Source organism: Devosia chinhatensis (genome assembly GCF_000969445.1).
GTDB classification, from domain to species: domain Bacteria; phylum Pseudomonadota; class Alphaproteobacteria; order Rhizobiales; family Devosiaceae; genus Devosia; species Devosia chinhatensis.
Genome location: NZ_JZEY01000061.1, coordinates 90,097 through 103,086, shown reverse-complemented (window position 1 = coordinate 103,086; position 12,990 = coordinate 90,097). Strand labels below are relative to the sequence as shown.

Annotated in this window: 12 protein-coding genes; 6 read left to right on the top strand and 6 right to left on the bottom strand. The window is 61.4% G+C overall.

The window, feature by feature from the left end:
* Positions 1-40 precede the first annotated feature (40 nt).
* The 5 genes from VE26_RS10905 to VE26_RS10885 form a co-directional block, all read right to left on the bottom strand.
* Positions 41-1,111, bottom strand: a complete 1,071-nt coding sequence (locus tag VE26_RS10905; protein WP_046105326.1) for an ABC transporter ATP-binding protein — start codon at positions 1,109-1,111, stop codon at positions 41-43.
* 2 nt (positions 1,112-1,113) lie between these two features.
* Entirely contained in the window at positions 1,114-1,905 is a 792-nt protein-coding gene (locus VE26_RS10900) for an ABC transporter permease (protein ID WP_046106247.1), read from the bottom strand.
* Positions 1,902-2,777, bottom strand: coding sequence for an ABC transporter permease (locus VE26_RS10895; protein ID WP_046105325.1), 876 nt, complete (start codon positions 2,775-2,777; stop codon positions 1,902-1,904). The genes VE26_RS10900 and VE26_RS10895 overlap by 4 nt, the downstream gene beginning before the upstream one ends.
* Positions 2,778-2,905: 128 nt before the next feature.
* Entirely contained in the window at positions 2,906-4,012 is a 1,107-nt protein-coding gene (locus VE26_RS10890) for an ABC transporter substrate-binding protein (protein ID WP_046105324.1), read from the bottom strand.
* A gap of 151 nt (positions 4,013-4,163) precedes the next feature.
* On the bottom strand, positions 4,164-5,177 hold the full coding sequence (locus tag VE26_RS10885; protein WP_046105323.1) for a substrate-binding domain-containing protein: 1,014 nt from the start codon (positions 5,175-5,177) through the stop codon (positions 4,164-4,166).
* Positions 5,178-5,655: 478 nt separating this feature from the next.
* Here VE26_RS10885 and VE26_RS10880 point away from each other — a divergent pair, with 478 nt between their 5' ends.
* The 6 genes from VE26_RS10880 to VE26_RS10855 all read left to right on the top strand — a co-directional run bounded on the left by VE26_RS10880 (position 5,656) and on the right by VE26_RS10855 (position 11,984).
* Positions 5,656-6,912: an ABC transporter substrate-binding protein gene (locus tag VE26_RS10880; protein ID WP_046105322.1), complete on the top strand. Its 1,257-nt coding sequence runs from the start codon at positions 5,656-5,658 to the stop codon at positions 6,910-6,912.
* 66 nt (positions 6,913-6,978) lie between these two features.
* Positions 6,979-7,959 (top strand): carbohydrate ABC transporter permease, encoded by a 981-nt coding sequence (locus VE26_RS10875; protein WP_046105321.1) that lies wholly within the window; start codon positions 6,979-6,981, stop codon positions 7,957-7,959.
* The gene (locus VE26_RS10870; RefSeq protein WP_046105320.1) at positions 7,959-8,804 is read left to right on the top strand and encodes a carbohydrate ABC transporter permease; all 846 of its coding nucleotides are present in this window, start codon (positions 7,959-7,961) and stop codon (positions 8,802-8,804) included. The genes VE26_RS10875 and VE26_RS10870 overlap by 1 nt, the downstream gene beginning before the upstream one ends.
* Positions 8,805-8,810: 6 nt before the next feature.
* Positions 8,811-9,818, top strand: coding sequence for an ABC transporter ATP-binding protein (locus VE26_RS10865; RefSeq protein ID WP_046105319.1), 1,008 nt, complete (start codon positions 8,811-8,813; stop codon positions 9,816-9,818).
* Between the two features lie 167 nt (positions 9,819-9,985).
* A complete protein-coding gene (locus VE26_RS10860; protein ID WP_046105318.1) occupies positions 9,986-10,774 on the top strand; it encodes a ThuA domain-containing protein in 789 nt (262 codons plus the stop codon).
* A gap of 166 nt (positions 10,775-10,940) precedes the next feature.
* A complete protein-coding gene (locus VE26_RS10855) occupies positions 10,941-11,984 on the top strand; it encodes a Gfo/Idh/MocA family protein (protein WP_046105317.1) in 1,044 nt (347 codons plus the stop codon).
* 34 nt (positions 11,985-12,018) lie between these two features.
* Here VE26_RS10855 and VE26_RS10850 read toward each other — a convergent pair whose 3' ends face one another.
* On the bottom strand, positions 12,019-12,978 hold the full coding sequence (locus VE26_RS10850; RefSeq protein ID WP_052715849.1) for an ABC transporter substrate-binding protein: 960 nt from the start codon (positions 12,976-12,978) through the stop codon (positions 12,019-12,021).
* Positions 12,979-12,990 lie beyond the last annotated feature (12 nt).

Here is a 12,990-nt window from a genome sequence, read left to right as displayed (position 1 = left end):
CGCTGACTTTGGTACGCCCCGTCGAAAGAGCCTGCAAGAATTATTGCGGCAATACCAGCACGTCACGCCCGCACAGATGCACGCTGACCGTCTCGCCCCGACCCGGCAGCGGTGCGGTGCGATCATTGAATGTATCGATATGAAGCGGTGTCCCCGCCACATCGACATGGACCCGAATGACTGAACCCAGGAAACTGATGTCGCGGATCGTGCCGAGGAGGGTCACGTCCTGGTGGGGCCGCTGGACCAGGGTCATCATCTCGGGGCGGAGGGCGAGGGCGATGCTGTCGCCGCTGGGGAGATGAGCCGGCAGGGCGGGCAGAGTGACCTGCTTGTCCCCGACCCGGACCTGTCCGGCCCGGGCATCCATAATCAAGGCGGGGAGGCGGTTGAGCTGACCGATGAAGGCAGCCGCGAAAGGCGTTGTCGGCTGGTCGTAAATCTCCTGAGGCCCGCCGATCTGCTCGATACGGCCGGCATTCATTACCACGATGCGGTCGGAGATGGAGAGCGCCTCTTCCTGATCGTGGGTGACGAATAGTGTCGTGATGCCCATTTCGCGCTGGATCGCACGGATTTCCTGGCGCAGGGAAATGCGAATCTTGGCGTCGAGCGCTGACAAGGGCTCGTCGAGCAGAAGCAGGCGCGGCCTGGGAGCGAGCGCGCGGGCCAGTGCGACGCGCTGCTGCTGGCCGCCGCTCATTTCGTAGGGATATCGCTTTGCATAGCCGGGCAGGCCGATAAGCTGGAGCATATCGGCGACCCGGGCATGGCGTTCGTCCCGACCCATGCCGGCGACCTTGAGCCCAAAAGCGATGTTGTCGGCGACCGTGAGGTTGGGGAAGAGCGCATAGGCCTGGAAGACCATGCCCAAACGGCGTTGGTTGGGGCGCAGATGAGTGATGTCGTGGCCATCGACGTGAATAGTGCCGCTGGTGGGCGTTTCGAAGCCGGCGATCATGCGCAGAATGGTGGTCTTACCGCAGCCGGATGGGCCCAGCAGCGAAATGAACTCGCCCCGGGCGAAGCCAAAGCCGACGCCCTTGACCACCTGGCTGGCGCCGTAATTCTTGGTCAGTGCATCGACGCGGAGGAAGCTTTCGTCGGTCATGGTCAGTCCGTCCGGGCGGAAGTGCGGGGCGCGAAGCGGCCGAGCAGGCTGATCATGCCCATGGCGCCCCAGGTGATGATGAAGGAGAGGATTGCAAGCGCAGACGGCTCATAGGCTCGGTTGGCGCCGATATTTTGCAGATAGGGACCAAAGGCCGGCCGATTGAGCAGGCTCGCAATGGTGAATTCGCCAATGACGATGGCAAAGGTGAGGAAGGCGCCGGACAGAACGGCGACCAGAATATTGGGCAGAATGATGCGGGCGATGATGGTGGCGGTAGAGGCGCCCATGATTTGCGCCGCTTCGGTGAGTGTCTTGATGTCGATGGTGCGCATGCCGGTGTCGACGGCCCGATACATGTAGGGCAGGGCGAGCGTCACATAGCCAAAAACAAGCAGGATGTCGGTGCCCAGGGCCGAGCCGGTGAAAGGGATCAGCGCGGAAGAATTGTAGAGCCGGATATAGCCATAGACCAGGACGATGGCCGGTATGATGAGCGGCAACAGCGTGATGAACTCCATCAGCGGCCGCAGATGGGGCAAACGCAGGCGGACGAAATAGACTGCCGGCACGACGATCAACACGCCGGCAAGGACCGCGCAAAGGCCGATGAGGGCGGAATAGCCGAACGTCGCCTGAAAAGCGGGATCGGAAAATACCGAGGCGTAGGCATCGAAGCTGTAATAGCCCCGCCGCATCCGCAGCGAAAATTCGAAGGTGGCGATGAGGGGCACGAGGAAATAGGCGGCGCCGAGGCTGAAAATCAACCAGGCCCAAGCCCTGGAGGTCTTCACCGCAACCACCTTTCGGCCCGGGCGGAAATGACGAGGTAGATGATATTGGCCAGGGCGGTTATGGCGATCATGCCCAAAGCGAGGGCAGCCCCGAGGCCGGGGTTCTGCAGCGCATCGCCGCGGATCTGCGCATAAAGCAGGATGGGCACGATGTTGAGCGAGGATCCGGTGAGCGCATAGGCGGTGGCGATGGCGCCGAAGGCGTTGGCAAAAAGCAGCGATAGCGTGCCGAGGATGCTGGGAAAGATTATGGGCAGGCCGACATAGAGCCAGAACTGACCGGTCGAGGCGCCGAGCGTCTGGGCGGCTTCGCTCCATTCCTTCTTGAGCCCGTCGATAGCGGGCGCGATCAGCAGGACCATGAGCGGGATCTGGAAATAGAGATAAGTGAGCGTGAGGCCCCAGAAGCTGAGGAGATTGAAGCCGGCGCGGTAGATGTCGATATCGAAGACGGTCTTGAGGATGATGGTGACAAGGCCCAGTCGCCCCAGTGTCGAGATGAAGGCGAAGGCGAGGGGTACGCCGGCAAAGTTCGACGTGACCCCGGAAAAGGTCATGACGGCGGAGCGCAGGGGCGCGGGCAGGCGGCCGCGAATGAGAGCCAACGCTATGGCAAGCCCGATCAGCGCGCCGATCAGGGCGGAGGCGCCGGAAATGCGGATGGAAATCCAGTAGGCGGCCAGGATCTGTTCGCTGAAGAGACCGGCGATGTTGTCGAACGTAAATTGCCCATCGCGACTAATAAAGGCCGCCCCCAAGAGGTAGAGCATGGGCAGGATGAGGAACATCACCGCAAAGATGACAAAGGGCGCAATGCCGAGCCATTCAAAGGAAAGGCGGCGGCTGGGCGGCGGTGCGGTGGTTAGGCTCATGGCAATCCAGAGATGCGGTGCGAGACCGATTACCCACCGGCGGTCATCCCGGCGCGGAGCCAGGTTAGGTTGCAGCTCGTGGCAGGCGTGTCGGGAAAAGGAGAGGCCGGAGCCTCTCCTCTCAAGTCTTACTGAACGTTGGCGCCCACTGTCGCATCCCAGCCGGAGGTGATGACGTCCTTGGCCGCGTTCTGCTGCTCGATAGTGGGGAAGACAGCCTTGGCATAAGCTTCGGCCGGCGGCAGCGCGTCGAGCATGTCCTGCGGGATGAGCCCCGCTTCGGACATGGCGTTGAAGCGGATCGGGTGGCAATAGCCCTTGAGCCAGCCGAGCTGGCCTTCGTCAGAATAGAGATATTCCATCCAGAGCTTGGCTGCATTGGGGTGCGGTGCATAGGCGGAAATAGCCTGCACATAGACACCGGCTACGACGCCGGTTTCCGGCACGACGATCTCGGCCTCAGGATTGCCTTCAAAGCTGTCGCGCCAGGCGAGCAGATTGTAGTCCCAGGCAACGAGGATTGGAGTGGTGCCTTGTGCGACAGAGGCGGCCTTGCCGATCACCGGGACGAAATTGCCTGCATCATTGACGGACTTGAAGAAGTCGAGGCCGGCCTGGGCCGCGCCTTCGTCGGCGCCGGTCTGGGCGAGGCCAGCGGCATAGACGGACTGAATGGCCTGGGCCGAGGCGCGCGGGTCACCGGCGAGGGCAACGCCATTGGCATATTCGGCGCTGGTCAGATCAGACCAGTCGGCCGGCATGGTGGAGACCAGGTCCTTGTTCACGAGGAACGCCATGACGCCGTAATAATCGCCATACCAATAGCCTTCGGCATCCTTGGCGTCGTCGGGGATCTCATCCCAGGTCGAGACCTTATAGGGCTGAAGCAGGCCCTCTTCCTTGGCCTGCGGGCCGAAGGCGAGGCCGATATCGAGCACGTCGGGCGCCTGGGGGCCGGTATTGCCCTGATTGGCGCGCACGGCTTCGAGCTCGTCGGCGGAGCCGGCGTCGGGATTGAGCTCGTTGACGGTGATGCCCGGATATTTGGCTTTGAAGCCGGCGATCACTTCGCCATAGCCGCACCAATTGTGGGGCAGGGCGATCGTGGTGAGCTGGCCCTCGGCCTTGGCGGCTTCATAGAGCGCGTCGAGGTCGGTCTGGGCAAAAACGGGTGCGGCAAGGCCAAGTGCGGTCAGTACGCTGACCGAGGCGGACAGCAGATATTTCGTGGTCATTGGGAACTCCCTGGACGATTCCGCGCAGGCGCCAATGCTGATGGCAGCCCCGGAACACGGCGAGGGAGTAGAGCGACCCGATGACGGTGCAATGACGGAAAAATGACAGGACGATTACACCAGAACCGACCGGTCGCTGGGCCTGTAAGGCTTAGCGGACCGGGGCGGAGCTTTCGCGAAGGACCAGTTCGACTGGCCACAATTCATGCACGTCAGCGACGGGTTTGCCGGCGAGAACCTGGGTGATCAGCTCGGCGATGCGCGTGCCGGCCTGGCGTATCGAGGACCGGGTGGTGGACATGGTCGGATACATGTTGTCGGCATTGAGATAGGGGAACACATCGTCATGGGCGATCATGGAAATGTCTCGGCCCAGCTCCAGCCCTGCCTGACGGATAGCCCGGAATATGCCCAGCGCCGTCATCATCGAGCCGGCAAGGAAGGCGGTGGGGCGGGGTCGACGCTCAAGCATGGCCTGAGCCGTGCGGAATGCGGCTTCGTCGGTAAAGACGCCATTGGCCATGAGCGCACGCTCGACCGGTGTGCCGCTTGCGGCGTGAGCAGCCAGATAACCCTGTTCCCGATGTTCGGCAAAAGTCTGCCCCTTAAGACCGTTGAGCAGCGCGATGTGCTGGTGGCCGAGATCGAGCAGGTGGCCGGTTGCACGCTGGAGGGCGCCCTTGTTGTCGATGTCCAGCCAGGCGACAGGATGGCCGATTTCGGTGCGGCCATGCAGCACGAAGGGAATGTTGAGATCGAGCAGCAGTTCGGCACGCTCATCGCGCGTTGTGGGCGAATGCAGGATTACCGCATCGACCTTCTGGCTGGCCGCAAGGCGCCGATAGGCCGACAGCTCCTCGGCATGGGTTGCGACGGTGGTGACCAGCATGTCGATCTCGCGGCTGGCCATGTGCGAGCCGACGCCGGACAGGAATTCGGACATGTGAGGCCCCAGCTCGTCAGCGCCCCGCAGGACGAGGCCAACGGCACCGGCCCGGCCCGTGGCCAGGCGCAAGGCACTGGCATTGGGGCGATAGCCCAGCAGGTCCGCTGCGTCCGAAACGCGACGGCGCGTGGCTTCGTTGACTTCCGGATAGCCGTTCAGGGCCCGGGATACCGTGGTTTGCGACAGGCCGAGATGCTCGGCGAGATCTTTCAGTCTCATTGCGGCATTTGGTTCCGGCGCAATACCTTGGGCTGTCCGGAACCCGGGGCGCCCCATCGACATTGCAACCGGAACAGGCGGCTTCCCATTGTTCGGGATCAGCGCGCACCCTCCTCCATTGCGTGCATTCAAAGCGATTTCAAATTTTCGCGCAAGGGGTGAGATCGTGTGCAAATTTCTGAGGTGCGTACCTCATTGCCGCGCCGTAAAAATTAACGACAATTCGATGTGCTTATCGTCAAGTTATTGATATCATTATGTATTTATAGCCTTGCGCAGAAAATGTCTTAAATTCAACTGCGTGGCCGCTTGACAGAAAATCTGGGCTCTGGTTCTTTTTCATTCAAAGCGCTTTAAAAAACTGAAGCTTCAAGAGCTTCGACAGGCGCTTTGATGGGGGAGGGGTCAGGCCATGCACCGGTTCGTGCTGGCCATTGAGGCATGCCTCTCCCAACTATTGTTCACCGGGAGGTTCTAGATGAATTTGAAGAAACTAGCCTTGGGCATGCTGGCAAGTGTGACCCTGGTCAGCGTGGCGCAGGCTGCTGACCTGTCCATCGTTTCGGGCGACACCGGCACCGGCCTGCAGTTCCTGCAGTCCGAGCTTGATCTTTTCGCCCAGGAGAGCGGCCACACCGTCACCATCGTGCCGATGCCGTCGTCGACCAGCGACCAGTTCGGCCAATATCGCCTGTGGCTCGCTGCCGGCAATTCCGACATCGACGTCTACAATACCGACGTGATCTGGGCTCCCCAGCTGGCCGACCAGTTCATCGACCTGACCGATGCCTTTGCTCCCTATGCCGGCGAACACTTCCCCTCTGTGATCGAGTCGCAGACCGTGAACGGCAAGCTCGTCGCCGTCCCGGCCTTCACCGACGCTCCGGCCCTTTACTACCGCAAGGATCTCCTCGAAAAGTACAACAAGGAAGTCCCCACCACCTGGGTCGAGCTGCGCCAGACCGCTCAGGAAATCATGGATGCCGAACGCGCCGAAGGCAATTCGGAACTGTGGGGCTTCGTGTTCCAGGGCAACGCTTATGAAGGCCTGACCTGTAACGCCCTGGAATGGGTCAATTCTTACGGCGGCGGCCAGATCATCGAAGCCGACGGCACGATCTCGATCAATAACGAGAATGCCGTTGCCGCTCTCGAAGAAGCCGCAAGCTGGGTCGGCACCATCGCGCCCGAAGGCGTCCTCGCTTATGGCGAAGAAGAAGCCCGTGGCGTCTGGCAGCTGGGCAATGCGGTGTTCATGCGCAACTGGCCCTATGCCTACGCGCTGAGCAATAACGACGACGCTGCCGTCAAGGGCAAGTTCGACGTGGCTCCGCTCCCGGCCGGTGAAGGCGAAGGCGCCAAGTCCTCGGCAACGCTGGGCGGCTGGAACTGGGCTGTGTCGAGCTACTCGACCGAACCGGAAGCGGCAACCGAGCTGGCCCTGTTCCTGGCTTCGCCCGAATCGCAGAAGCGTCGTGCGATCGCGCAGAACAACCTGCCGACCGTCCAGTCGCTCTATACGGATGAAGAAGTACTGGCCGCCGCTCCCTTCATGGGCGCCTGGGAAGCCATCTTCCAGAACGCCGTGCCGCGGCCGTCTGCCCCGACCCAGGCCAATTACAACGAGGCTTCCTCGTTGTTCTGGAGCGCCGTGCACAACACGCTCTCCGGTAATGGCTCGGCCGCCGAGAACCTCGAAGTTCTCGAGATCGACCTCGAAGACCTGCTGCAGTAAGCAGATCGACGCGAATGCGGGCCTTCGGGCCCGCATTTTCTTACTTTTCCAAAATGGGGGGAGCGCATGACAAGCGAAACGCTTGGCGCGCCGGTAGCGGTGGCAAAAGCGCAGCCGCGATCGGAATTGATGCAGCAGCGCGTGCGCGCGGCTCGGTTGTTCCTGCTGCCGATGATGATCGCCTTGGCGATCGTGGCAGGATGGCCGCTGGCCCGTTCGATCTACTTCTCCTTTACCGACGCGACGCTCAACGATCTCTACGGGGCCGAATGGATCGGCTTCGGCAATTACCTGCAGATCCGCGTGCTCGAAAGCGGTCGCACCATTTATCGCGGCGTGCTGGCAGACCCCAGCTGGTGGAACGCGGTCTGGAACACGGTGCGCTTCGCATTCTGGTCGGTGCTCTGGGAGACCATCCTGGGGATGATCGTTGCGCTGGTGCTCAACGCCGAGTTCAAGGGCCGCGGCATTGTCCGCGCGGCTATCCTGATCCCCTGGGCGATCCCAACCATTGTTTCGGCCCGCATGTGGAGCTGGATGCTGAACGATCAGTTCGGCATTCTCAACGACCTGGGCATGCGCCTGGGCCTGCTCGATCGCGCCGTGGCCTGGACTGCGACGCCCGATACGGCAATGTTCGCCGTTCTGGTGGTCGATATCTGGAAGACAACTCCGTTCATGGCGCTCTTGATCCTTGCCGGCCTGCAGATGATCCCAAAGGATATCTATGAAGCCGCCGATATCGACGGGGTGCATCCGGTAAAGCAGTTCTTCCGCATCACCCTGCCGCTGGTGCGGCCGGCGCTGATGGTGGCGATCATCTTCCGCGTGCTCGACGCGCTGCGCATCTTCGACCTCATCTATGTGCTGACGCCCAATTCGGCTGCGACCAAGACGATGTCGGTGATGAGCCAGGAGAACCTTTTCCAGTTCAACAAGTTCGCAGAGGGCTCCGCGCAATCAACGCTGCTCTTCCTTTTGATCGCGATTTTCACCATCCTCTATATCTGGCTGGGCAAGGTCAATTTTGATGGGGGAGACCGCTGATGACCGCCAGTTTCGATCTCTGGAAACTCACCAAGCGAGTGCTGTTCTACGCTCTGGTGGTGGTTATCGTCGTGGTGTCGGTGTTTCCGTTCTACTACGCGATCCTGACCAGCTTCAAAGCGGGCACGGACCTGTTCCGTATCAATTACTGGCCGACCTCGTTCAGCCTGGCCAATTATCAGTCGGTGTTTTCGCAGGGCGCATTCCCCCGCAATCTGCTGAATTCGGTGTTCGTGGCGACGGTCACGGTGTTGCTGGCACTGTTCCTGGCGGTGACGGCGTCGTTCGCTCTCAGCCGGGTGCGGTTCCGTGGCCGAAGCCTCTTGCTGATGACGATCCTGGCCGTCTCCATGTTCCCCCAGATCGCCGTTCTGGCAGGGCTCTTCGAGGTGATCCGGTTCCTGGGCATCTACAACACCCCCTGGGCGCTGATTTTCTCCTATACGATCTTCACGCTGCCCTTCACCGTCTGGGTCCTGACCACCTTCATGCGCGACCTCCCGGTGGAAATCGAAGAAGCCGCGATCGTCGATGGCGCTTCGCCCTGGGTCATCATCACCCGCGTGTTCATGCCACTGATGTGGCCGGCCTTGGTGACCACAGGCCTGCTGGCCTTCATCTCGGCCTGGAACGAGTTCCTGTTCGCGCTGACCTTTACGGTGTCGAACCAGACGCGCACCGTGCCAGTGGCCATCGCACTGCTCTCGGGCGGCTCGCAATATGAAATCCCCTGGGGCATCATCATGGCCGCTTCGGTGATCGTCACCGTGCCGCTCGTTGCCCTCGTCCTCATTTTCCAGCGCAAGATTGTGTCGGGCCTCACCGCCGGCGGCGTGAAAGGATAATCACAAATGGCTTCTATTGAGCTCCGCAACGTTCGAAAGTCCTTCGGTGCCGTCAACGTCATCAAGGGCGTCGACCTCGAAGTCAAAAAGGGCGAGTTCATGGTATTCGTCGGCCCCTCGGGCTGCGGAAAGTCCACGCTCCTGCGCCTGATCTCTGGCCTCGAGGACATCACATCGGGTGAGATGCTGTTCGATGGGCAAGTGGTCAATGCGCTGGCGCCATCCAAGCGCGGCATCGCCATGGTGTTCCAGTCCTATGCGCTTTACCCGCATATGACGGTCTACGAAAACATGGCCTTCGGCCTGACGCTCGAAAAGGGCAAGGGCAAGGAAGAGATCCGCCAGCGCGTCGAGCGCGCTGCCGACATGCTGCAGATCCGGCAATATCTCGACCGCCTGCCAAAGCAGCTATCAGGCGGCCAACGCCAGCGCGTGGCCATTGGCCGCGCCATCACCCGCGATCCCAAGGTGTTCCTCTTCGACGAGCCCTTGTCCAACCTCGACGCCGCATTGCGCGTGGCCACGCGTATCGAGATCGCCAAGCTGCACGAGGAAATGCATGACGTCACGATGATCTACGTGACGCACGATCAGGTGGAAGCCATGACGCTGGCCGACCGCATCTGCGTGCTGCGCGATGGCCTGGTCGAGCAGGTGGGTACGCCGATGGAGCTTTATGAAAGCCCCAATTCGGTGTTCGTGGCCGGCTTTATCGGTTCGCCCAAGATGAACTTCATTTCCGGCGACAAGGCATCCGCCTTCAACGCCGACACCGTGGGCATCCGTGGCGAACATCTCACGATCGTTCCGGATAACGGGGTGTGGAGTGGCACGGTGATCCATACGGAAAACCTGGGCGCCGATTCCTATGTGTACCTCGAAATGGGTACCGAAGAGCCGGTCGTAGTGCGTCTCGATGGCACATCGACCTACAAGAGCGGCGACGTCGTCCATATTTCCCCCATGGAAGACAAGGTCCATCGCTTCGACGCCGCGGGCAAACCCATTCGCTAGGCCCAATTTGCGACGGTCCATCGGATCGTCACTTTCTTGAACGAGGGTGCATTGATCGGGACGGGCGGGACCCTCTGTTGCAAGACAGGGAGTTCCGCCTTCTCAGGATTGACCCGGACGATTACTGCGGCTCCTCCCAACTGGCCGCAACACTAGGAGAAAAGACAATGCCGATCCGTACCCTGGTCTGGGGTGAAAACGTTCACGAGCAGAAGAACAAGGTCGTTGCCGAGAACTATCCCAACGGCATGCACAACCAGATTGCCTCGCTGCTGCAGCAGGACGCCAATCTTTCGGTCAAGACCACGACGCTGCAGGAGCCCGAGCACGGCCTGACCGACGCCGTTCTGGCCGAGACCGACGTGCTGCTCTGGTGGGGTCATGCCGCCCACGACAAGGTCGATGACGCCGTCGTCAAGCGCGTCATGGAACATGTCTGGCAGGGCATGGGGCTGATCGTCTTGCATTCGGGGCACCATTCCAAAGTGTTCAAGGGCCTGATGGGCTCGCCGGCCAATCTTCACTGGCGCGAGGCCGGTGAGCGCGAGCGTCTTTGGGTCGTCAATCCGGGCCACCCGATCGCCAAGGGCCTGCCGCCCTATTTCGAGCTCGAATACGAAGAGATGTACGGCGAGCCCTTCACCGTGCCAGAGCCGCTGGAAACCGTGTTCGTTTCCTGGTTCCAGGGTGGTGAAGTGTTCCGCAGCGGTCTGACCTATCGTCGCGGCGCCGGCAACATCTTCTATTTCCGTCCCGGCCACGAAACTTATCCGACCTATCACGACGCCAATGTCGGCACGGTGCTGCGCAATGCGGTGAACTGGGCCTATAACGGCGACCGTCACGCCCATCTGATGAAGGCTCCGAATACGCCGGTCGGCGAAGCGATCGAAAAGATCGAGGAACGCGGCGCCAAGCTCTCGGCCGCAGACCATGCCGGCGAAGTGAAGGCCTGAACCGGGCCCCGGGTGCATCCGGAACACAGGATGCACCCCTAGCAAATTCGTCCGGGCCGGCTTCGTTCGGTTGCGCCCGGATAACAGACATTCGTCTTCATTCGGCTCCAGCGCTGGCGGGGGCCGTTGCGAAATCAAGCGGGCTGGGTGCCCAGGGAATCAGACTATGCGGATCCTCATCCTAGGAACCGGCGGCATGGCCAATACGCATGCCAAGCATTTTGCAGCCATCGAAGGGGTAACCCTTGCCGGCGGGGTCGACGTCGAGCCCGCGCGGGTGGAGGCCTTCAATGCCATGCATGGCATCGAACGCGGCTTCGGCTCGCTGGATGCGGCGCTGGCCTGGGGCGAGTTCGACGCCGTCGCCAACGTGACCCCGGACAGCATCCATCACCCGACCACCATGGCGGCCCTGGCCGGCGGCAAGCACGTCTTCTGCGAGAAGCCGCTGGCGACCGACCATGCCAAGGCCATGGAAATGACCGAGACCGCCGAGCGGCTCGGCCTGGTCAACATGGTGAACCTGACCTACCGCAACGTCGCCCAATTGCAGAAGGCGCGCGACATCGTACAGTCCGGGCAGGTCGGTACGGTCAAGCATTTCGAGGCAAGCTATCTGCAGAGCTGGCTCGTGTCCAAGGCCTGGGGCGATTGGCGTACCGAGAGCCAGTGGCTGTGGCGACTGTCCAAGAAGCACGGCTCCAACGGCGTCCTGGGTGACATCGGGGTGCATATCCTCGACTTTGCCGCCTATGGCGCCGGCAGCGATTTCTCCAAGGTGTTCTGTCGCCTCGAAACTTTCGACAAGGCCCCTGGAAATGTCATCGGCGAATATGATCTCGATGCCAATGACAGCTTTGCCATGACCGCACAGCTCGAGAATGGCGCGCTGGGCGTCATCCATGCGACGCGTTGGGCGACCGGGCATTTCAACGAGCTGCGCCTGCGTGTCTATGGCGAAAAGGGCTCGGTGGAAGTGCAGCACCGCCATGACTGGTCCAAGCTCTTCACCTGCCTGGGTGACGATGTGGAAACCGGAACATGGACCGAGGTCGAGGTCGACCCGGTACCGACCAATTATCAGCGCTTCGTCGATGCCGTGCGCACTGGCAAGAACCTCGAGCCCAGCTTCCGCCACGCGACCAATATCCAGAAAGTGCTCGATCTGGGCACGCTGACGGACCGGGACCGGAGCGAACATTCGGTTTGAGAAAAGGGCGCCACGCGGCGCCCTTTTACATGGGTCAGTCCAGATATCTGTTGGTGTACCATTCCGAGATGTCCGGGCGTTGCGCCAGGGCGGCGCCATCGCGATCGACCAGGGCGCCTGCGTCGAAGAGGAAGTCGGCAAGCTGCTCCATGCGGCGGCCATCGAACTCTCCGATCGTGCCATCCTCGGCCATGAGGTAGTGCCCATCGACCATGAGCCTGCTGGAGGCAAGTACGAGTTCCGGGTCGAGCTCGGGTGCAGCGGCCATGAGAATTTCGGCGGCCTGGGCAGGGTTCTCGACGGCCAGACGATAGCCAGCGCGCGTGGCCTCGACGAAGGCTAAAGCTGTCTCCGGACGCTCGGCGAGGAAGGCGGCATCAGCTGCCAGCAGGATTGTATGCTGTTCGGGAACGCCATAATCGGCATAGCGGAAGGCACCGATATCCCGACCGGCCAAGTCGTTCTCGACACCTTGCCAGGTCAGGACTTCGAGGGTGAAGTCGATCTGGCCTGCGCGCAAGGCATCATAGAGAGAGCCGTCATAGGTGGCGATCTCGTAGTCCGGCACGCCGTTGTCGGCCATGATCATCGCATCCACCACTGCTTTTTCCCAAGTGGTGCCGAAGCCGCCATAGCGCTTGCCGACCAAATCGCGGGGGCGGTGAATGTCGTGGCCTTGATAGGCCAGCCGCCCGGTTTCGGTCTGGGTAACTGCATAAACGCCGACCGCGTCGAGCCCGGCGGCGCGCGCGGTGTAGAAATCGAGAATGCCGAAGGCGGCTACATCACCATGGGCCTGCCCGAAAACAAATGGTTCTATGGTGACCGAGAGGCCGGCGTCTTCGTAAAGGCCCAGCGCCTGAGCAATATAGAGGCCGACGAAATTGGTATTCGGGGTCCAGTCCAGCGTGACCGAAACCGGTTCGGCGGCTTGAAGCGGCGTGGTGAGCGCGCAGGCCAGGCTGGCGGCGCAAAGGCTGTGCTTGAAAGACATGCTCTATCCTGA